Here is a 21,391-nt window from a genome sequence, read left to right as displayed (position 1 = left end):
CGTCGCGCGGACCGGCGTTGCGGCGTGGCCGCGTTACTCTTATATAAGATATAAGACCCCTTGCCCGCCGCCGCCGCCGCTACTACAATCGCGACCGACATTCCCCCAACCACGACCAGGGCATTCCATGCTTGCTACCTATCGCCAACACGTCGCCGAACGCGCGGCACTGGGCGTCCCCCCGCTCCCCCTGTCGGCCCAGCAAACCGCCGACCTGATTGAATTGCTGAAGGCGCCGCCCGCCGGCGAGGAAGCCTTCCTGCTGGACCTGATCACCCACCGCGTACCCGCGGGCGTAGACGATGCCGCCAAGGTCAAGGCCTCTTATCTGGCCGCGGTGGCCCTGGGCAAGGAATCGTGTCCGCTGATCGATCGCGCCAAGGCGACGGAACTGCTCGGCACCATGCTGGGCGGCTACAACATCAGCGCGCTGATCGAATTGCTGGACGACGCCCAGGTCGGCACCATCGCCGCCAATGGCCTGAAGACCACCCTGCTGATGTTCGACGCCTTCCATGACGTCAAGGAAAAGGCCGACAAGGGCAATGCCAACGCCAAGGCCGTGCTGCAAAGCTGGGCCGACGCCGAATGGTTCACCTCGCGTCCCGAAGTGCCGAAGAGCCTGACCGTGACGGTGTTCAAGGTGACCGGCGAAACCAACACGGACGACCTGTCGCCCGCGCCGGACGCCTGGAGCCGCCCCGATATTCCGCTGCACGCGCAAGCGATGCTGAAGAACGCCCGTCCCGGCATCGAGCCGGACGAGCCGGGCAAGGTCGGCCCGATCAAATTCCTGAACCAGCTGAAAGAAAAGGGCCACCTGGTCGCCTACGTGGGCGACGTGGTCGGCACCGGCTCGTCGCGCAAGTCGGCGACCAACTCCGTGCTGTGGTTCACCGGCGAAGACATTCCCTTCGTTCCCAACAAGCGCTTCGGCGGCGTTTGCCTGGGCAGCAAGATTGCCCCCATCTTCTACAACACCATGGAAGACGCCGGCGCCCTGCCCATCGAGGTGGACGTGTCGCAGATGAACATGGGCGACGTCGTCGAACTGCGTCCTTACGAAGGCAAGGCCCTGAAGGACGGCAAGGTCATCGCCGAATTCCAGGTCAAGTCGGACGTGCTGTTCGACGAAGTTCGCGCCGGCGGCCGCATTCCGCTGATCATCGGCCGCGGCCTGACGGCCAAGGCGCGCGAAGCCCTGGGCCTGCCGCCTTCCACCCTATTCCGTCTGCCCGTCAGCCCCGCCGACACCGGCAAGGGCTATACCCTGGCGCAGAAAATCGTCGGCCGCGCCTGCGGCCTGCCCGAAGGCAAGGGCGTGCGTCCCGGCACCTACTGCGAGCCACGCATGTCGGCCGTGGGCAGCCAGGACACCACCGGCACCATGACCCGCGACGAGCTGAAAGATCTGGCCTGCCTGGGCTTTTCGGCCGACCTGGTGATGCAGTCCTTCTGCCACACCGCCGCCTATCCCAAGCCCGTGGACGTCAAGACGCACCACACGCTGCCGCAGTTCATGAGCACCCGCGGCGGCATCTCGCTGAAGCCGGGCGACGGCGTGATCCATTCGTGGCTGAACCGCATGCTGCTGCCGGATACCGTCGGCACCGGCGGCGATTCGCACACCCGCTTCCCCATCGGCATTTCCTTCCCCGCCGGCTCGGGCCTGGTGGCCTTCGCGGCCGCCACGGGCGTGATGCCGCTGGACATGCCGGAATCGGTGCTGGTGCGCTTCAAGGGCAAGATGCAGCCCGGCGTGACGCTGCGCGACCTGGTCAACGCCATCCCGCTGTACGCCATCAAGCAGGGCCTGCTGACGGTCGAAAAGCAGAACAAGAAGAACGTGTTCTCCGGCCGCATCCTGGAAATCGAAGGCCTGCCCGACCTGAAGTGCGAACAGGCATTCGAACTGTCCGACGCGTCGGCCGAGCGTTCCGCCGCGGCCTGCACGGTGCGCCTGAACAAAGAGCCGATCATCGAGTACATCAACAGCAATATCGTCATGCTGAAATGGCTGATCGCCAACGGCTATGAAGATGAGCGCTCGATCCGCCGCCGCATCCAGGCGATGGAAGCGTGGCTGGCCAACCCGCAGTTGCTGGAGCCGGACGCCAACGCCGAATACGCCGCCGTCATCGAGATCGACCTGGCCGACATCAAGGAACCCATCGTCGCCTGCCCCAACGACCCTGACGACGTGAAGCCGCTGTCCGACGTCGCCGGCGCCAAGATCGACGAAGTGTTCATCGGCAGCTGCATGACCAATATCGGCCATTTCCGCGCGGCGTCCAAGCTGCTGGAAGGCAAGCGCGATATCCCGGTCAAGCTGTGGGTCGCGCCGCCGACCAAGATGGACGCCCGCCAGCTGACCGAAGAAGGCCACTATGGCACCTTCGGCGCGGCCGGCGCGCGCACCGAAATGCCGGGCTGCTCGCTGTGCATGGGCAACCAGGCGCAGGTACGCGAAGGCGCGACCGTGATGTCGACCAGCACCCGCAACTTCCCCAACCGTCTGGGCAAGAACACCAACGTGTATCTGGGGTCGGCGGAACTGGCCGCCATCTGCTCCAAGCTGGGCCGCATCCCGACCCGCGAGGAGTACATGGCCGACATCGGCGTCGTGAATGACAACGGCGACAAGATCTACCAGTACCTGAACTTCGACAAGATCGAAGACTATAAGGACGTGGCCGACGCGGTGGAGGTGTAGGAAGCCCACCCCCGAAGCGCTACGCGCTTCCCCCTCAAGGGGGCGACGCACGCGGACCGGCGAAGCCGGCTCCGCGGCGTCCCCGGTCTGGCAGCACCTGTTTCTTGCCGTCATGACTACGCGCGGCCAAGCAAACGGATGAGATGACGTGCCGCCGGTGGCGGCGCCGGCGATGCAGCGTTGCCGCCATCACCCCCTATCGCTCGACATGGAACGTTGCATTAAGAGCATTAATTATTGATAATGCGAACGCTTCGCATTTGTTTAAACAGTTACGTTTGCGAAGAAAGTTCCGCATGCCTATACGTGCATGTACCCCATTCAAGCGTCGGGCCACGCGGGGCCCGGCGCGGTTAGCCTCCAAGGGATCTTTACATGCCATCTCACAAGCCTCTGAGGCTGGATCTGCGGCTGGCTTGCGCCGCCATGGCGGCAAGCGCGACGTTGTCGGCGCCCGCCTGGGCGCAAACGACCGCGGCCCCGTCTTCGAACGGCGCGGCCGCCGGCAGCGGTACGCCACCGGTCGCCACCATGGCGCCGGTTTCCGTCACCGGCACCGCCGTGACCGAGGGCGACGTGCTGCCGCCCACCTATGCGGGCGGCCAGGTCGCCAAGGGCGCGCGCCTGGGCATCCTGGGTGAACAGGATGCCGCCAACGTGCCCTTCAGCGTGACCAGCTTTACCTCGCAACTGGTGGAAGACCAGCAGGCGCGCACGCTGGGCGACGTCTTGCGCAACGACCCGTCGGTGCAGGTCACGCGCGGCTATGGCAACGACTCGCAGTCGTACGTCATCCGCGGCTTCCAGCTTTATGGCGACGACATTTCCTACGGCGGGCTGTTCGGCGTGATGCCGCGGCAGATCATCTCGCCGCAGGGCGCGGAACGGATCGAGATATTCAAGGGGCCCAGCGCCTTCCTGAACGGCGTCCCGGCGGGCGGCTCGGGCGTGGGCGGCATGGTCAACATAGAACCCAAGCGCGCCGGCGACGACCCCTTGAACCGGATTTCGCTGGACTACGGCACCTCGTCGCAAGTCGGTGCGAGCGCGGACATCGCGCGCCGCTGGGGCAGCAGCAACCAGTTCGGCATCCGCGTCAATGCCTTGCAGCGCGAGGGCGACACGGGCATCGACGATAACAGCACGCGCATGACCTTCGGTTCCGTCGGCCTGGACTATCGCGGCGATCGGTTCCGAGCTTCATTGGACCTGGGCTATCAGAAGCAACGCACCGACCAGGGCCGACCCATGGTACAGGTGATCGGCGACGGCATCCCCGATCCGCCTTCGGCGCGGCGCAATTACGCGCAGCCGTGGACGTACTCGATGACCGAGAACACCTTCGGCATGCTGCGTACGGAATACGACCTGACCGACCGGTGGACGGCGTACGCGGCCGTGGGCGGCAACCATGCGCGTGAAGACGGCTCGTATTCGTCGCTCAGGGTGAATGAGAGTGGCGCGGGCACCGCCAGCCGAATGGATTCGGTCTATGACCAGGATACCGTCGGCACCATGTTCGGCGTGCGGGGCAAGTTCGACACCGGTCCGCTGAAACACGCCGTCAACGTGGGCTTCTCCAGCGTGTATCTGAAGAAGCGCGCGGCCTACGAGACCTCGGCCGCATTCCCGACCGACCTCTACGACACGCCCACTGTCGCCAAGCCCGCGACCACCGGCGGAGGCGGGGATCTTGGCTCGCCGGGCGTCACGGGGCGCACCCGCATGACCGGGGTTTCGGTATCGGATACGGTGTCCTTCCTGGACGATCGCGTCTTCGTCACGGCGGGCGCCCGCCATCAGAAGATCGACGTCAGCGGCTACAGCTACAACACCGGCGCGCAAACCAGTCATTACGACGATTCGGCGACGTCGCCGGTATATGGGCTGGTGGTCAAACCGTGGGAACAGCTGTCGCTGTACTACAACCACATCGAAGGGCTGCAGCAGGGCCCGTCGGCGCCCGCTACCGCCCTCAATCGCGGTGATGTTTTCGCGCCGTCGAAGTCCAAGCAGAACGAGATCGGCGCCAAGCTGGACATGGGCGCGTATGGCGCCAACCTGGCCTTCTTCGAAATCAAGCAGCCCGTGGGCGTAACGGACCCGCTCACCAACCTCTTTTCGGTGGCCGGCGAACAACGCAACCGCGGCGTCGAGCTGAACGTCTATGGCGAACCGGTGCGCGGCGTACGGCTGATCAGCGGGGTGACCTATATCGACGCCCGGCAACGCGATACGGGAAATCCGGCCACGGAAGACAATAAGGCGGTGGGCGTGCCCAACTATACGGCGGTGGCCAGCGCCGAATGGGACCTGCCCTGGGTGCCCGGGCTGACCTTGCAGGGCCGTGTCACTCGCGCCGGTTCGCAGTATCTGGATACGGCGAACAACCTGAAGGTCAAACCGTGGACCACGCTGGACCTGGGCGCGCGCTATGCCATGAAAATCGAACGGCACGATGTGGTGTGGCGCCTGGGCGTGGATAACGTCACGAACAAGCGTTATTGGACGTCCGCCAATGGCGGCTATCTGATCCAGGGCGATCCGCGCACCGTCAAGCTGTCCGTGGCGGTGGACTTTTAAGCCGTGGCGAGCCGGGCGTCCCGGGTACACTCGGGCCCATGGAAAACCTGGGCCCGCGTCATGCCCGCGGGCCGCCACGGCAATGAAGATAGACCTATCCGCCCTGCAGATGCTGGTGGCCGCCGTCGAAGAGCGCAGCCTGGCCAAGGCGGGCGAGCGCGAGCATCTGGTGACCTCCGCCGCCAGCAAGCGCATCGCGGAACTGGAACGCCAGATCGGCACCGCCCTGCTGGTGCGCCATAACCGCGGCGTCGAACCCACGCCGGCCGGCGCCGCGCTGTATCACAAGGCCAAGGCCATCCTGACCAGCGTGCGCACGCTGGAAGGATTGTGCGAGGAGTTCTCGCCGGACGGCATCCCCAAGATACGGCTGGCGGCGAACCGTTCGGCCATCATCGAGTTCCTGCCCGCCGACATCCGCGGCTTCCAGGCCATCAGCCCGAAGTCCCGCCTGGACCTGGTCGAAGCCTATAGCGGCGATATTCCACGCATGGTGTCCGACCAGGAAGTGGACATCGGCATCTACCACGCCGCCGGCGCCGCGCCTGGGGTGGTCTCCTTTCCCTATCGCAGCGACCATGTGGTGCTGGTGGTGCCGCGCGGCCATGCGCTGGCCGACGCACCGGCCCTGCACCTGGACCAGGCGCGCGAATACGACTTCCTGGGCTACTTCCCCCGCCATTCCTTCGAGGCCTTCATGGAGCTCGTCGGGCCGACGCTGACCGGGCCTTTGAACGTCAAGATCCAGGTGGCCAACTACGAGGCCCGCTGCCGCATGGTGCGCGAAGGCCTGGGCATCGCCGTCATGCCGGAGCCCATCGCGGACACCTACCTGGGCCTGCTGGGCCTGGTCAAAGTGCCGCTCCTGGACGACTGGGCGAAGCGGCAGTTCTACGTCTGCGCCCGCGACCGCGCCCACATGCGCATGGCGGCCGGGGATCTCTTCGATTTCCTGGTGAAGGCAGTTTGACGGCGGATTCACGACAGTTTCACGACAGGGTGATGGCCATTTGACGGCGGTTTGACGGCGCGGGCAGCTCAGCCGTATGCTGCAACGCGTTCGCGGCGACACTGGCGATAATGCGCCATAGGCATCGTGTACCGATGTTGCGCCGCACATAAACCACCAGGAAGGAATAGCCATGGTCAATATGAACCGGCGCCAGTTCTTCAAGGTGACGGGGGCGACGCTGGCGGGCTCCAGCCTGGCATTGCTCGGGGCCGCGCCCCGGCAGGCCATGGCGGAAGTGCGCCAGTACAAGCTGGCGCGGACCACCGAAACGCGCAACACCTGTCCCTACTGTTCGGTCGCCTGTGGAATCCTGATGTACGGCCTTGGCGATGGCGCCAAGAACGCCACGTCCAGCATCATCCACATCGAAGGCGATCCCGATCACCCCGTCAATCGCGGCACGCTCTGTCCCAAGGGCGCCGCCCTGATCGATTTCATCCACAGTCCCAACCGGCTGAAGTATCCGGAATACCGGGCGCCGGGCTCCGACAAATGGCAGCGGATTTCCTGGGAAGATGCGCTGGCGCGCATCACCCGGCTGATGAAGCAGGACCGCGACGCCAACTTCGTCGAGAAGACCGCCGACGGCAAGACGGTGAACCGCTGGCTGACCACCGGCATGCTGGCCGCGTCGGCCAGCAGCAACGAAGTCGGCTACATCACGCATAAAACCATCCGCAGCATGGGGATGCTGGCGTTCGATAACCAGGCTCGTGTCTGACATGGCCCGACGGTGGCAGGTCTTGCCCCGACGTTTGGCCGTGGAGCGATGACGAACCATTGGGTCGACATCAAGAACGCGGACATCATCCTTATCATGGGCGGCAATGCGGCCGAGGCGCACCCCTGCGGATTCAAGTGGGTGACCGAAGCCAAGGCCCATAACAAGGCCAAGCTGATCGTCGTGGATCCGCGCTTCAACCGCTCGGCATCCGTGGCGGACTTCTACGCGCCCATACGCACCGGAACGGACATCCTGTTCCTGGGCGGTGTGATCAATTACCTGATCACCAACGACAAGATCCACCACGACTACGTCGGCAACTACACCGACATGTCATTCATCGTTCGTTCGGACTTCAGTTTCGACGCCGGCCTGTATTCGGGCTACAACGCCGAAAAGCGCGCCTACGACCAGTCCACCTGGGACTACGAACGCGGCGACGACGGCTACGTCAAGACCGACCCGACGCTGCAGCACCCGCGCTGCGTCTACCAGTTGCTGAAGAAACACTATTCGCGCTACACGCCCGAAATGGTGGAGCGCGTCTGCGGCACGCCCAAGGACAAGTTCCTGCAGGTGTGCGAGATGCTGGCATCGACGGCCACCGCGGGCCGCGCCGCCACCATCATGTACGCGCTGGGCTGGACGCAGCACTCGGTCGGCTCGCAGATGATACGCACGGGCGCGATGGTGCAGCTGCTGCTGGGCAATATCGGTATTTCCGGCGGCGGCATGAACGCGCTGCGCGGACACTCCAATATCCAGGGCCTGACCGATCTGGGCCTGATGTCCAATCTGCTGCCGGGCTACCTGACCCTGCCGGTGGAAAGCGAGCAGGACTTCGAGCAATACATCGGCAAGCGCGCGCTCAAGCCGCTGCGGCCCAACCAGCTGAGCTACTGGCAGAACTACCGCAAATTCCACGTCAGCCTGATGAAGGCCTGGTGGGGCAAGGCCGCCACGCCCGAGAACAACTGGGGCTACGACTACCTGCCCAAGCTGGACCGGCTCTACGACATGCTGCAAGTCTACGAGCTGATGCACCAGGGCAAGATGAACGGCTATATCGCCCAGGGCTTCAACCCCTTGGCCGCCGCCCCCAACAAGGGCAAGCTGATCGAGAGCTTTTCGAAGCTGAAGTGGCTGGTCATCATGGATCCGCTGGTCACGGAAACTTCCGAGTTCTGGCGCAATTTCGGCGAACACAACAATGTGGACTCGTCGAAGATCCAGACCGAGGTCTTCCGCCTGCCCACCACCTGTTTCGCCGAGGAAAACGGCGCGCTGGTGAACTCGGGCCGCTGGCTGCAATGGCACTGGAAAGGCGCCGAACCGCCCGGCGAGGCCAAGAGCGATATCGAGATCATGTCGCTGCTGTTCACCCGCCTGCGCAAGCTGTACCAGCAGGAAGGCGGCAAGTACCCCGATCCCATCGTCAACCTGGCCTGGCCCTATTCCGATCCGGAAAGCCCGACGCCGGAGGAACTGGCCAAGGAATACACGGGCAAGGCGGTCACCGACCTGACCGATCCGAAGGATCCGTCGCGCGTCCTGCGCCGCGCGGGCGACCAGTTGGCCAGCTTCGCGGAATTGCGCGACGACGGCACGACGGCCAGCGGCTGCTGGATATTCGCCGGCGCCTGGGGACCGGAAGGCAACCTGATGGCGCGCCGCGACAACAGCGATCCGACCGGCATCGGCCAGACCCTGAACTGGGCCTGGGCCTGGCCGGCCAATCGCCGCGTGCTGTACAACCGCGCGTCCTGCGATCCGTCGGGCAAGCCGTTCAACCCGCGGCGCAGCCTGGTGTCGTGGAACGGCAAGTCCTGGGTCGGCGCGGACGTACCGGATTTCAAGCTGGACGAAAACCCGGCCGGCGGCATGGGTCCGTTCATCATGAATCCGGAAGGCGTCGCGCGCTTCTTCTCGCGCAACGGATTGGCCGAAGGTCCTTTCCCCGAGCACTACGAACCGTTCGAGAACCCGCTGGGCTACAACCCGCTGCATCCGCAGGCCAAGGGCGTCACCAGCAATCCGGCGGCGCGCGTGTTCAAGTCGGACCTGGAAGCCATGGGCACGGTGGACAAGTTCCCCTACGTGGCCACCACCTACCGGCTGACCGAGCATTTCCACTACTGGACCAAGCATTGCCATATCAATGCCGTGCTGCAGCCGCAGCAGTTCGTGGAGATCGGCGAAGCGCTGGCCAAGGACCTGGGCATCGCCAACGGTCAGCAGGTCAAGGTCTCGTCCAACCGCGGCTATATCAAGGCGGTGGCGCTCGTCACCAAGCGGATACGGCCGCTGACGGTGGAAGGCAAGACGGTGCATCACGTCGGCGTGCCTATCCACTGGGGTTTCGTCGGACTGGCCAGGCCGGGTTTCCTGGCGAATACCTTGACGCCCTTCGTGGGCGACGGCAATTCGCAGACGCCGGAATTCAAGTCCTTCCTGGTCCAAGTGGAAAAAGCCTAGGAGCCGAGCGATGAGTATGCAATCCCTGGATATCAAGCGCCGCTCGGCCACCACCACGCCGCCGCCCGGCGTGCGCGAGCCGGTCACCGGCAGCGTGGCCAAGCTGATCGACGTCAGCAAGTGCATAGGGTGCAAGGCCTGCCAAAGCGCCTGCATGGAGTGGAACGACCTGCGCGACGTCGTCGGCGAGGCCGAAGGTGTGTACGACAATCCCGCCGACCTCACGGAGCACTCGTGGACGGTGATGCGGTTCTCCGAATACGAGAACCCCAAGGGCGACCTGGAATGGCTGATCCGCAAGGACGGCTGCATGCATTGCGAGGACCCGGGCTGCCTGAAGGCCTGTCCGTCGCCGGGTGCGATCGTGCAGTACACCAACGGCATCGTCGACTTCCACGAAGAAAACTGCATAGGCTGCGGCTACTGCGTGACGGGCTGCCCGTTCAACGTGCCGCGCATTTCGAAGCAGGACCACAAGGCCTACAAATGCACGCTGTGCTCCGACCGTGTCGCCGTGGGCCAGGAGCCGGCCTGCGTGAAAACCTGTCCCACCGGCGCCATCGTGTTCGGCACCAAAGAGGACATGAAACAGCACGCGGCCGAGCGCATCGAGGACCTGAAGTCGCGCGGCTTCGAGCAGGCCGGACTGTACGACCCGGCGGGCGTGGGCGGCACGCATGTCATGTACGTGCTGCATCATGCCGACCAGCCCAGCCTGTATCACGGCTTGCCCGACAAGCCGGCGATCAGCCCCATGGTGTCGCTGTGGAAAGGCATCGCCAAGCCGCTGGGCCTGGCGGCCGTCGCGCTGACCGCGCTGGCGGGCTTCTTCCATTACGTCCGCGTGGGGCCGAACGAGGTCACCGAGGAAGACGAACGCAACGCCGAAGCCATGCCGCTGGATGGCCCGGCGGCCGAACAGGAGGCGCGCCATGACGGAGCATGATTCCACAACCGGCGGCTACCCGCGCCGCGCCGGCCTGATCCAGCGCTATACCGCGGGACAGCGCACCAATCACTGGATCATCGCCATCAGCTTCGTGCTGCTGGCCTTGTCCGGGCTGGCGCTGTTCCATCCGGCGATGTTCTGGCTGACCAATCTGTTCGGCGGCGGGCCGTGGACGCGCATCCTGCATCCCTTCGTCGGGGTGTTCATGTTCCTGTGCTTCGCGCTGTTCGCCGCTCGCATGTGGCGACACAACAAGATGGACGCGCGCGACCGCGAATGGCTGAAGCGCGGACGCGACGTGCTAAACAATCGCGAAGACCGCCTGCCCGAGGTAGGCCGCTACAACGGCGGGCAGAAGCTGCTGTATTACGTGCTGATCATCTGCATGATCGGCCTGCTGCTTAGCGGCATCGTCATATGGCGGCAGTACTTTTCGTTTTACTTCCCCATCACGGTCATCCGGGCGGCGTCGGTGGTGCACGCGGTTTGTGGCTTGGTTATGATTTGCGCGATCATCGTGCACATCTACGCGGGAATCTGGGTCAAGGGTTCGGTCGGCGCGATGATGCGCGGGACGGTGACCTGGGGCTGGGCATGGAAACACCATCGCGCCTGGTTTCGCGCGGTACGCAAGGAACCGTTGGGCAAGTAGGCCCCCGCCTAAGCGGCGCCGCGTTGGCCGACGGTCGTCCACCAGGCTTTTTCCGATCGGAGGTTGGTTGTGCAACGCATTCTGCAACGCGGCGAGATCGAGGCGCTGGATCACAATGCCCTGCCGCGGCTGAGGCTACCCGCCCGGGACAGCGTCTTCAAGGATAGGGCGGCGCGCATGCGGCAACTCGCGGCGAATAGTCCGGTCGGCGATTACCTGCTGCTGATGGCGCACGTCGCCGACGCCCAGCAGCGCGCCTTGGACAGGCTGGGGGCGCAGGGCGAGTCCACGCCGGGCGCTTCCGCCGAGCGCATTGCCCTGGCGCAGGCGCATGGCATGCCGCCGCTGCAAGCCGTGGGCTGGCCGCGCGATACCGCCTGGCATGGCATATTGCGGACCTTGCTGGACGACGTCGCGCAGGCGTCCGGCGTGCCGCCGCAAGCGGTGGAAACCTGCCTGGCCACGCGCGCCACGCTGGACGAGTATCCCGAAGGCATCGAACAATGGGCCGACGATCTGTTGCGCGAAAGCGAAGAACAGATCGATGCCGCCGCGGCCCCTTTCGTCATGGCCGCGCTGCAGGTGACATGGACCGACATGGCGGCCCGCTTCGATCCGGCCCAGCTGCCGGTGGTCACCCCTTTCGGCCTATGCCCGCTGTGCGGCAGCCTGCCCGTGGCCAGCGTGGTACGCGTCGGCGGGCAGTATCAAGGCTACCGTTACCTGTGCTGCTCGCTGTGCGCCAGCGAATGGCATATGGTGCGCGTGAAATGTTCGCAGTGCGAATCGACCGAAGGCATCGCATACCACGGCATCGAAGGGGGATCGGAAGCGATCAAGGCGGAATCCTGCGATAAGTGCCAGGCGTACCGCAAGATCTTCTATCAGGAAAAGGACATGAACGTCGAGCCCGTGGCGGATGACCTCGCCAGCCTGACGCTGGACGTGCTGATGGGCGAAGCCGGCTACGGTCGCGCCAGCGGCAATCCCCTGCTGTGGCAGGAAGAGGAATAGCCGTGGCGGATCGGGCGGCAGCCGGCAGGTCGGCGAGGCGCAAGGGCGAGCAGGTCCAGCCCTCGGACGCCCTGCTCCAGGCCGAAGCGGCATCCATCCCGACCGCGCGCGCGGCGGACATCCCGTCGCTGGACCGGCTGCTGAATACGGACGCCATGCGCGCGCTCTTGCAACAGTACGGCCACACACAGCTTGTCGCCGTCCTGCGCTCACACCTGGACACGCTGCGGCAGGACGCGCTGGCCGGGCACCTGCCGATGCCGCGGGTCGACGCGGACGCGATCGCCAGGCAAGCCGGCGACGCACTGGCCCTGGCCGCGCAGCCGCGCCTGCGCGCGGTCTTCAACCTGACGGGCACCGTGCTGCACACCAACCTGGGCCGCGCCCTACTGCCCGATGAAGCGGTAGCGGCGGTGGTGCGCGCATTGACGACGCCCGCCAACCTGGAATTCGACCTGGACAGCGGCGGCCGCGGCGACCGCGACGATCTGGTCGAAGGCCTGCTGCGCGAACTGACCGGCGCGGAAGCCGCCACGGTGGTGAACAACAATGCCGCGGCGGTGCTGCTGATGCTGAACTCCCTGGCCGACCGCCGCGAGGTCGTCGTATCGCGCGGCGAGCTGGTGGAAATCGGCGGCGCCTTCCGCATACCCGACGTCATGAAACGCGCGGGCGCGAAACTGGTGGAAATCGGCACCACCAACCGCACGCATCCCGTCGACTACGAAAACGCCGTCGGGCCGCGCACCGCCATGCTGATGAAGGTGCATTGCAGCAACTATGCCGTCACCGGCTTCACGCGCAGCGTGGAGGTCGGCCACGTCGCACGCATCGCCCACCAGGCCGGCCTGCCCATGACGGTGGACCTGGGCAGCGGCACGCTGCTGGACCTGTCGCGCTGGGGCCTGCCGCGCGAAGACACCGTGCGCGAGACCATCGCTGCCGGCGCCGACCTGGTCACTTTCAGCGGCGACAAGCTGCTGGGCGGCCCGCAAGCCGGCCTCATCGTCGGGCGCGCCGACCTGATCCGCAAGATCAAGAAGAATCCGCTCAAACGCGCCCTGCGGGTCGGCAAGTTGACGCTGGCCGCGCTCGAGCCCGTACTGGCACTCTACCGCGCGCCCGAACTGTTGACGGACCGGCTGACGACGCTGCGCCTGCTGACCCGCCCTGCCGCGCAGATGCGGGAACAGGCCGAGCGCATGCTGCCGGCGCTGCAGCGCGCGCTAGGCGAACGCTATGTTGCCGAAGCCGCGCCCATGGCCAGCCAGATCGGCAGCGGCGCGTTGCCGGTCGACCAATTGCCCAGTTATGGATATGCCATACGCCACGCGGGCAAGGGCCGTCCCGGACGAGCGCTGGAAACCCTGCAGGCGTCGCTGCGCGCGCTACCGCGCCCCGTGATCGGCCGCATCGCCGACAACGCCTTGTGGCTGGACCTTCGTTGCCTGGAGGCCCGCGACGAAGCCGCCTTCCTGGCGCAGCTGGAAACACCGCTGGCATGATCGTCGGTACCGCCGGCCATATCGACCATGGCAAGACCACCCTGGTGCGCGCCCTGACCGGCGTGGACACGGATCGCCTGAAGGAAGAGAAAGCGCGCGGCATTTCCATCGAGCTCGGGTATGCCTACACGCCGCTGCCCAATGGCGACGTGCTGGGCTATATCGATGTGCCGGGGCACGAGAAGCTGGTGCATACGATGGCCGCCGGCGCGGGCGGCATCGACTTCGGCCTGCTGGTGGTCGCCGCCGACGACGGCGTCATGCCGCAGACGCGCGAACATCTGGCCATCCTGCAATTGCTGGGCGTCGGACAGGGCGCGATCGCCATCACCAAGGTCGACCGTGTCGACGCCGACCGCCTGCGCGCGGTACGGGAAGAAGTACTGGGACTTGCCGCGGGAAGCTTCCTGGCCGAAGCCCGGGTATTCCTGGTCAACGCCACCAGCCCGGTAGATCTCGGCACGCGTGCCTTGCGCGCTTATATCGAGGAGGCCGCGGCCGCGCTGCCCGCGCGCCGGGCCGGCGGCCTGTTCCGCCTGGCCGTGGACCGGGTCTTTACCCTCTCCGGCCAGGGGACCATCGTGACGGGCACGGTACACGCCGGCCGGGTACTGGCCAATTCCGACGGCCATGCCGCGCTACGCCTGATGCCGGCGGGCACGCCGGTGCGGATACGCGGCATCCATGCGCAGAACCGTCCCAGCGACAGCGGCCAGGCCGGGCAGCGCTGCGCCCTCAACCTGGCCGGCATCGACCGATCCGCGATCGCGCGCGGCGACTGGATCGCCGATGCCCGCTGCTTCATGCCTTCCCGCCACATCGACGTCGAGCTGCGCATGCTCGACGCCGCCGACGCGCCCGCGACGACATGGCTGCCCGTACACGTCCATCTGGGCGCGGCGCATCATATGGCGCATATCGTGCCGCTGTCGGCCGACAGCGTGGCGCCCGGACAAACGGCACACGCACAATTGGTATTCGAGCATCCGGTATGCGCCATGCCGGGCGATCGCTACATCGTCCGCAACGCGCAGGCCACCCGTACCCTGGGTGGCGGACGCGTGCTCGATCCGGACGCGCCGGATCGCCGGCGCCGCACGCCGCAGCGCATGGCATGGCTGGCCGCCGTCGCCGCCATGCTGGATGGCGCCGGCCCGCGGGCCTTGCTGGCGCAGGCGCCGCTGGGCCTGGACGAGTATCGGCTCATGCGGCTTACCGGACGCCCGGCGAGCGACACGCCCATACCGGACGATGCCCTATGGGTTGCGACGAGCTCGACCAACGGCGCGCGCACGCTGATACTGCGCGCGCATTGGCATGCGCTGCGCGCGGCGGTGGCGGCGGCATTGGAGCGATTGCACGCGGACACGCCTGACGAACCCGGCGCGGACACGGCCAGGTTGCGGCGCATCGCCGCGCCCGTGTTGCCGGACGCCCCATGGCAGGCCCTGGTCGCGGAACTTGTGCAAGACGGGATCATCGTGCGTAATGGGCCATGGCTGCACCTTCCAGGCCACGCCGTCCAGCTGGATGACGACGAGACGCGGCTCGCGCAAGCGCTGCTGCCCCTGCTGCACGCCGGCGCCTACGATCCACCGTGGGTACGCGACCTGGCTCGCCTGCGCAACGAACCGGAAGACCGCGTACGCAAGGTGCTGCGCAAGCTGCTGCGGCGCGGAGATGTCGCGCAGATCGTGCCGGATCTGTTCTATCACCGCGAGAAGATGCAGGAGCTGGCCGAGCTGCTGGCACGAATGGCGCACGATACCGCGCATGCGGTACCCACGGGCATCAACGCCGCGCGCTTTCGCGACGCCACCGGCCTGGGACGCAAGCGCGCGATCCAGATACTGGAATACTTCGATCGCGTCGGCTACACGCGTCGACTGCGCGACCTGCATATGCTGCGCACCGACGGCGGCGCGCGGGTCTTCGAGCGCCCGCCGAACACGCCATGACCGCATCCCTTACAATCCAGCCCATCCGGAAGGCATCCGTACCCGGTGGTGCGGCCGGGCTTCAAACCCGGTTGGGGGCGTCAGACGTTCCCACGTAGGTTCGACTCCTGCTGCCTTCCGCCCTCACCTGCCCTGGTCTCGCGTGCGGTGGCGGGCCGGGCAAGGGCAGCCGCGCCGCGGCTGCCTTCCACAGCCGATTTCTGCTTCAGGCCTGGCCGAACCCGTACAAGCGGGCGGGATTGTCCACCAGCACGCGCTTGCGCGTGGCTTCGTCGGGCATCCAGTCGCCCAGCAGGTTCAGCAGAATACCGTCATCGGGCACGTGGGCCGGTTCGTAGTAGTTGATGTGCGGCCAATCGGTGCCCCAGACTACGCGTTCGCTATTGGCCTTCAGCAGCGAGGTCGCGAACGGCGCGATATCGGGGAATGGCGAGCCCACCGCGGTATTGCGGTCGGCGCCCGATATCTTGGTCCACGCCTTGCCTTCGGCCAGCAGCTTGCAAAGGAATTGGAAGCCGGCGTCATCGACGCCGCGCGCCGCGTTCATGCGGCCTTGATGGTCCACCACCAGGTCCACGCCGGACGCCAGCAGCGTCGGGGCCATATCCGGCAGGTCCGGCGCATGTATCCAGATCTGCGCGTGCATGCCGCGCGCCTTCAGGCGCGGCGCCAGCGCGGTGAAGTCGTCGATGCCGACGCCGTTGCGGTACACGGCCTTGCCATCATGCTTGAACAGGTTGAAACGCGCGCCGCGTACGCCCTGCCGCGCCAGCGCATCCAGGTCCTTGTCCGAGATATCGCCGCGCAATACCGCGACCGCGCGCAGCCGGTCGGGATATGCTTCCAACGCCTGCAGCACGTTGCGGTTGTCGTCGCCCTGCGCGCTGGCCGTGACCAGCACGCCGCGGGACAGGCCCAGGCGGTCCAGGTGCGCGATGAAGCGCTCGACGCCGTTTTCCGGCGGCGTGTAGCTGCGATCCTCGCTGAGTGGGAATTGCGCGTAGGGGCCGAAGACATGGGCGTGCGAATCGCAGGCGCCCGCCGGCACGGCGAAGCGGACCGGTGTGATATCGGGATGGGGGGGCAGACAGGATCTGGTCATATACGCTCCACTATCAACGTGCGTTCTCGGGCTTGAGCACGCCCGAGGTCAGCAGCGGCTGCAGCTTGGCCTCTTCCTTGGCGAAGATCTGCGCGGACTGGTCGATCGTCGACGGCACCACTTCCGAGCCGATATTGGCCAGTTGCTTCTGCACCTCCGGATCGGCGACGGCCTTCGCCAGCGCGTCGTTCAGTACCTGGCGGACTTCCTTGGGCGTCCCCTTGGGCGTCATCAGCGCCGAATAGGTCACCATTTCAAAGTCGGGCTTGCCCAGCTCGGCCACGGTAGGCACGTTCGGCAGCGACGGCACACGCTTGGCCGAGGTCACGGCCAGCGCGGTCAGCGAGCCGTTCTGGATCTGCGGCTGCGAACTGGTCAATTGGTCCACCATGCCGTCGACCTGGTTGCCCAACACGTCCGCCAGCGCGGGCGCCGAGCCCTTGTACGGGATGGGATTGATCTTGATGCCGAAGTCCTGCTCCAGCAGCAGTTCGGCGATATGGTTCGTCGTACCCGTGCCCGAATGCGCGATGGCCAGCTCGCCCGGGTGCGCCTTGGCGTAGTCGATGAAGCCCTTGAAGTCCTTGATGCCCTGCTTGTTCTTGGCATTCACTTCCAGCACCGACGGCACCACCGCCAGCATGCCGACGGGATCGAAGTCGCTCAACTTGACCTTGGTGCCCGGCACCAGCGTGGGATTGACCACCAGCGGCACGATGGTCGTCGACAGCACGGTATAGCCGTCCGGCGCGGCGCGCGCCACATTGCCCGCGCCGATGGACCCGCCGGCGCCGCCCAGGTTTTCCACGACGATGGACTGCTTCAGGTGGCGCGCCATGGCCGTGGTGATGGCACGCGTGGTGATGTCCAGATTGCCGCCGGGCGGATAAGGCACGACCAGCCGGATGGGCTTATCGGGATAGCCTTGCGCCGCCGCGAATCCGGCGTGCGCGCCCAGGCTCAGGGCAATAACCATCCCCAGCGCTTTCACAGCGCCTTTGAACTGCTTCATTGAAGTCTCCGAACTGCTTACGAGAAAAATTTATGTGCGGTACGACGGATCGAGACGGTCCGCCAGGCGCAGCAGCGCCGGCCATTCCATCTGGCCGTAGGGACGGCGCGTGCCGGGCTGATACTGGTTCCAGGTCGCCTGGATCACTTCCTTGGATACCGGGTTCAGGGGCGCGTTGCAGGCCATCGCCGCCAATTGCGCGCGACACGACACTTCGAGCCGGTGCATCCAGTTGAAGGCTTCGCCGATGGTGCGTCCCACCGTCAGCAGGCCGTGGTTGCGCAGGATCAAGGCTTCGTTCTGGCCCAGGTCGCGGCACAGCGACTCCTGCTCGCTCAGGTCCAGCACCACGCCTTCGTAGTCGTGATAGCCGATCTTCAGGAAACGCATCGACGTCTGGTTCAGCGGCAGCAGGCCGCAGGCCAGCGACGACACGGCCATGCCCGCCCAGGTGTGCGTGTGGATGACACAGTCGACTTCAGGCCGCTTTTCGTGGATGGCGCTGTGGATGACGAAGCCGGCCTTGTTCACGCCGTAGGAAAGGTGGGGACCGAAATCAGGCTTGCTGAGGATGTTGCCGTGATGATCGATCTTCAGCAGGCTGGACGCCGTGATCTCTTCGTAGAGCAGGCCGTAGGCGTTGATCAGGAAGGCACCCGGTTCGCCAGGCACGCGCAGCGAGATATGGTTGGCGATCATGTCCGACATGCCGTAGTGCGCGATCAGGCGATAACAGGCCGCCAGGTCGACGCGAGCTTCCCACTCGGCTTCGGAGCATTGCTCCTTCATCGAAGAAATCTTCAGTTCGTGTTTCATCATGGTCATCTCCTGGCAGCCATTGCAGCAGGCGCGGCCGGCGCGCGACGGCCCGACGAGGACGCGCGGCGGCATGCCCGTCCACCCGGGCGGGCGTGCGCCAGGATGACGATGTTAAGAGCGTTCCGGCATCTGGACTTGCTGATTTGAGAATGCGGCGTTTCCGCGGGTTCGATGGTGCAGCGCAACGACCCCGGGAAAGTCCGGACGGTGCGGGGGCTCGACATCGCATTAGAATGCGATGATTCCATCCTACGATACCTGGTTCCGTATTTTGGAACCCGCATTCCGATCTTCCAGGCATTCCGATCTTCCAGATGAGTGTTCTCGAAAACGCCACCCGGGTTTTGCGGGTGCTGGCGCAGCATGGCGGCGAAGTCAGCATGACCGAGATCGTCGCGCATCTGGGCCTGCCCAAGAGCTCGTCGTCCCGTCTGTTGAAGCAGATGCTGGAAAGCGGCCTGCTGGAACGCGACCCGGCCACGCTGAAGTACCGTCCGGCCCTGCTGCTGCTGGAGGTCGCCCATCAGGCACGCGGCAGCACGCCGCTGATCCGGCGCCTGGAACAGGCCCTGGAGTCGCTGGTCGCCGACACCGGGCACACCGGCTATATCTCCGTACTGGACGAGAACCGTCGCGACGTGGTCGTGCTGCGCGCTTTCCATGGCTCGCATCCTTTGCGCGTGGTGACGCAGCCCGGCTACCGGCTGCCGGCTTATGCCAGTTCGACGGGCCGCGCGCTGCTGGCGCGGCTGGACGGCGACGCGGCCCGGCAGGCGCATCCCGCGGCGACCCACCCGCATGCCCACGTACTGCCGCACGCCCCGCGCGACGCCGTCGCGCTGGCCGCGCAGCTGGACGAGGTGCGCGCGCGCGGCTGGGCCTGGGCGCTGGATGAAAGCCTGGCCGGCGTGGGGTCCGTCAGCGCTACCGTCGCCGATCCGCAGAGCGGCGAAACGCTGGCCTTCTGCCTGAGTTTTCCGGCGTCGCTGAACCGGCCCGGCTTTATCGACGCGCTGGCCCATCGCCTGGTCGGCTATGTGGCGGCCATCGGACGCGCCGCCGGCGATGCCTTCTGGCAAACAAGGGCGCCGGACGGCGCCGTACAAGGTTGAACGTGGCGTCGACAAGCGGCGTCCACGGCGGAAACGGCACCGACCGGCGCCCGTCACCGCTGAACACGGTGCCGACCGGCGCCGCCCACTACTGAAAAAACATACGGGGAATACACATGCGGCATCCGGCTTCTCATCCGCGCGCGTTCAGCGGCGGCACTTTCGTACTCCTGGCGCTGCTGAGCGTCTTCGGCGCCATCATCGGCATCCAGCTGCTGGTTTCCTTGGGCGTGACGCCCAACACATCCATCATCGGCGCGCTGGTGGCGATGATCCTGGCGCGCATACCGCTGGCGCTGTTCGCCCGCTTCCGCTCGATACACGAGCAGAACCTGGCGCAAAGCGCGATCTCGTCGGCGACCTTCGGCGCGGCCAACAGCCTGCTGCTGCCCATCGCCATTCCTTACCTGTTCGGCCGCACGGATCTGGTGCTGCCCATGTTCATCGGCGTGGCGGCGGCCATGCTGCTGGATGGCTATCTGCTGTACCGGCTGTTCGATAGCCGCATCTTTCCCGCCGCCGGCGCATGGCCGCCGGGCGTGGCGGCGGCGGAAGCGATCAAGGCCGGCGATACCGGCGGGCGGCAGGCGCGGCTGCTGGGTGTCGGCATAGGCGTGGGCCTGGTCGGCGCCTGGCTGCACATTCCCATGTCGGCATTCGGCACGGCGTTCCTGGGAAATATCTGGGCGCTGACCATGTTCGGCATCGGGCTGCTGATACGCGGCTATGCGAAGCCTCTCATGGGCTGGGACATCAATGCGTTGTATATCCCGCATGGCCTGATGATAGGCGCGGGCCTGGTGGCGCTGATCCAGGTGATCGCGCAGATCCGCGCGCGCGGCGCTGATGGCCGGGCCGGCACGCCGGCGGCGGATAGTCGGCACGCCATGCCGGCGGCGGCCACGGCCGAAGCGGAGCCGGCGTCCGCGCCCACCCGCACGATCGAGGACATGCGCCGCACCTTGCGGCTGGGCGCGTTCGCCTACATCGTACTTGCCGCCCTGCTCGCGCTGGGCAGCGGCCTGTACACGGGCATGTCCACGCCCATGCTGATCGGCTTCGTCCTGTACGCCGCCTTCGCCGCCTTCGTGCACGAACTGCTGGTGGGCATCGCGGCCATGCACTCGGGCTGGTTCCCCGCCTTCGCCGTGGCCTTGATCACGCTGCTGGTCGGCATGCTGATCGGCTTCCCGCCGCTGGCGCTGGTCATCCTGTGCGGCTTCGCCGCGGCGACGGGCCCCGCGTTCGCCGACATGGGCTACGACCTGAAGGCCGGCTACCTGCTGCGCGGCAACGGCGCGGACCCGGCATTCGAACTGGACGGCCGGCGCCAGCAGCTGGCCGCCGGCATGCTGGCCTTCGTCATCAGCATGCCCATGGTGTATTTCACCTATCACAGCTATTTCGACCAGGGCCTGACGCCGCCGGTGGCGTCGGTGTATGTCGCCACCATCAAGGCCGGGGTCGCGCCGGGCGTGGCGATGCAATTGCTGATATGGGCCATTCCGGGCGCATTGATCCAGTGGCTGGGCGGCCCGCGGCGCCAGCTGGGCGTGCTGCTCTCCACCGGCCTGCTCATCGCCAATCCGCTGGCCGGCTGGGCCGTGCTCGCGGGCATCGTGCTGCGCGTGCTGGCGCTGCGCCTGTGGGGCGACAAGGTACGCAACAGCCTGGAGGTCTTCGCCGCCGGCTCCATCGCCGGCGATGCGCTGTACAGCTTCTTCAATTCCCTGATCCAGTATCGGGCCAAGGGGAAATAAG

The 21,391-nt window shown here is 66.1% G+C and carries 14 protein-coding genes and 1 tRNA gene; 12 read left to right on the top strand and 3 right to left on the bottom strand.

The genetic code is table 11. The features are described 5' to 3' along the window. Window positions 1–127 precede the first annotated feature (127 nt). The 10 genes from acnB (at window position 128) to ACNA0R_RS23860 (ending at window position 15,705) form a co-directional block, all read left to right on the top strand. Entirely contained in the window at window positions 128–2,713 is a 2,586-nt protein-coding gene (acnB, locus tag ACNA0R_RS23905; RefSeq protein WP_415828563.1) for a bifunctional aconitate hydratase 2/2-methylisocitrate dehydratase, read from the top strand. 375 nt (window positions 2,714–3,088) lie between these two features. After that, entirely contained in the window at window positions 3,089–5,296 is a 2,208-nt protein-coding gene (locus ACNA0R_RS23900) for a TonB-dependent receptor (RefSeq protein ID WP_415828562.1), read from the top strand. Window positions 5,297–5,378: 82 nt separating this feature from the next. Further along, window positions 5,379–6,266 (top strand): LysR family transcriptional regulator, encoded by an 888-nt coding sequence (locus ACNA0R_RS23895; RefSeq protein ID WP_415828561.1) that lies wholly within the window; start codon window positions 5,379–5,381, stop codon window positions 6,264–6,266. 172 nt (window positions 6,267–6,438) lie between these two features. Beyond that, window positions 6,439–9,507 (top strand): formate dehydrogenase-N subunit alpha, encoded by a 3,069-nt coding sequence (gene fdnG, locus ACNA0R_RS23890; protein WP_415828560.1) that lies wholly within the window; start codon window positions 6,439–6,441, stop codon window positions 9,505–9,507. 10 nt (window positions 9,508–9,517) lie between these two features. Beyond that, entirely contained in the window at window positions 9,518–10,453 is a 936-nt protein-coding gene (gene fdxH, locus ACNA0R_RS23885) for a formate dehydrogenase subunit beta (protein ID WP_415828559.1), read from the top strand. After that, on the top strand, window positions 10,440–11,108 hold the full coding sequence (locus ACNA0R_RS23880) for a formate dehydrogenase subunit gamma (protein ID WP_415828558.1): 669 nt from the start codon (window positions 10,440–10,442) through the stop codon (window positions 11,106–11,108). The genes fdxH and ACNA0R_RS23880 overlap by 14 nt, the downstream gene beginning before the upstream one ends. Window positions 11,109–11,177: 69 nt before the next feature. Beyond that, window positions 11,178–12,122, top strand: a complete 945-nt coding sequence (gene fdhE, locus ACNA0R_RS23875; RefSeq protein WP_415828557.1) for a formate dehydrogenase accessory protein FdhE — start codon at window positions 11,178–11,180, stop codon at window positions 12,120–12,122. A 95-nt stretch (window positions 12,123–12,217) separates the two neighbouring features. Beyond that, entirely contained in the window at window positions 12,218–13,627 is a 1,410-nt protein-coding gene (selA, locus tag ACNA0R_RS23870) for an L-seryl-tRNA(Sec) selenium transferase (RefSeq protein ID WP_415828577.1), read from the top strand. Then, window positions 13,624–15,585 (top strand): selenocysteine-specific translation elongation factor, encoded by a 1,962-nt coding sequence (gene selB, locus ACNA0R_RS23865; protein WP_415828556.1) that lies wholly within the window; start codon window positions 13,624–13,626, stop codon window positions 15,583–15,585. Before selA ends, selB begins: the two co-directional genes overlap by 4 nt. A gap of 27 nt (window positions 15,586–15,612) precedes the next feature. After that, window positions 15,613–15,705: transfer RNA gene (locus ACNA0R_RS23860), tRNA-Sec, on the top strand. A gap of 85 nt (window positions 15,706–15,790) precedes the next feature. On the opposite strand, the gene ACNA0R_RS23855 is transcribed toward ACNA0R_RS23860, so the two are convergent. From ACNA0R_RS23855 to ACNA0R_RS23845, 3 genes are read right to left on the bottom strand one after another with little or no spacing between them, the layout of a single operon-like run. Then, a complete protein-coding gene (locus ACNA0R_RS23855) occupies window positions 15,791–16,687 on the bottom strand; it encodes an amidohydrolase family protein (RefSeq protein ID WP_415828555.1) in 897 nt (298 codons plus the stop codon). Window positions 16,688–16,700: 13 nt separating this feature from the next. Beyond that, window positions 16,701–17,699, bottom strand: coding sequence for a Bug family tripartite tricarboxylate transporter substrate binding protein (locus ACNA0R_RS23850; protein ID WP_415828554.1), 999 nt, complete (start codon window positions 17,697–17,699; stop codon window positions 16,701–16,703). A gap of 30 nt (window positions 17,700–17,729) precedes the next feature. Further along, window positions 17,730–18,518 carry a class II aldolase/adducin family protein gene (locus ACNA0R_RS23845; protein ID WP_415828553.1) on the bottom strand — a complete coding sequence of 263 codons (789 nt, stop codon included), beginning with the start codon at window positions 18,516–18,518 and terminating at the stop codon, window positions 17,730–17,732. Window positions 18,519–18,832: 314 nt separating this feature from the next. Between ACNA0R_RS23845 and ACNA0R_RS23840 the strand changes: the two genes are divergently transcribed. Further along, window positions 18,833–19,630, top strand: a complete 798-nt coding sequence (locus tag ACNA0R_RS23840; RefSeq protein ID WP_415828552.1) for an IclR family transcriptional regulator — start codon at window positions 18,833–18,835, stop codon at window positions 19,628–19,630. A gap of 116 nt (window positions 19,631–19,746) precedes the next feature. After that, window positions 19,747–21,390 (top strand): OPT/YSL family transporter, encoded by a 1,644-nt coding sequence (locus tag ACNA0R_RS23835; protein ID WP_415828551.1) that lies wholly within the window; start codon window positions 19,747–19,749, stop codon window positions 21,388–21,390. Window position 21,391: the final 1 nt, after the last annotated feature.

Source organism: Bordetella sputigena, assembly GCF_965137885.1.
GTDB classification, from domain to species: domain Bacteria; phylum Pseudomonadota; class Gammaproteobacteria; order Burkholderiales; family Burkholderiaceae_B; genus Bordetella_C; species Bordetella_C sputigena.
This window is presented reverse-complemented; position numbering and strand designations above follow the sequence as displayed.

Bases quoted from the DNA above. Each gene is read 5' to 3' on its own strand.
- acnB (WP_415828563.1), top strand. From the start codon at position 128: ATGCTTGCTACCTATCGCCAACACGTCGCCGAACGCGCGGCACTGGGC.
- ACNA0R_RS23900 (WP_415828562.1), top strand. From the start codon at position 3,089: ATGCCATCTCACAAGCCTCTGAGGCTGGATCTGCGGCTGGCTTGCGCC.
- ACNA0R_RS23895 (WP_415828561.1), top strand. From the start codon at position 5,379: ATGAAGATAGACCTATCCGCCCTGCAGATGCTGGTGGCCGCCGTCGAA.
- fdxH (WP_415828559.1), top strand. From the start codon at position 9,518: ATGAGTATGCAATCCCTGGATATCAAGCGCCGCTCGGCCACCACCACG.
- ACNA0R_RS23880 (WP_415828558.1), top strand. From the start codon at position 10,440: ATGACGGAGCATGATTCCACAACCGGCGGCTACCCGCGCCGCGCCGGC.
- selB (WP_415828556.1), top strand. From the start codon at position 13,624: ATGATCGTCGGTACCGCCGGCCATATCGACCATGGCAAGACCACCCTG.
- ACNA0R_RS23855 (WP_415828555.1), bottom strand. From the start codon at position 16,687: ATGACCAGATCCTGTCTGCCCCCCCATCCCGATATCACACCGGTCCGC.
- ACNA0R_RS23850 (WP_415828554.1), bottom strand. From the start codon at position 17,699: ATGAAGCAGTTCAAAGGCGCTGTGAAAGCGCTGGGGATGGTTATTGCC.
- ACNA0R_RS23845 (WP_415828553.1), bottom strand. From the start codon at position 18,518: ATGATGAAACACGAACTGAAGATTTCTTCGATGAAGGAGCAATGCTCC.
- ACNA0R_RS23840 (WP_415828552.1), top strand. From the start codon at position 18,833: ATGAGTGTTCTCGAAAACGCCACCCGGGTTTTGCGGGTGCTGGCGCAG.
- ACNA0R_RS23835 (WP_415828551.1), top strand. From the start codon at position 19,747: ATGCGGCATCCGGCTTCTCATCCGCGCGCGTTCAGCGGCGGCACTTTC.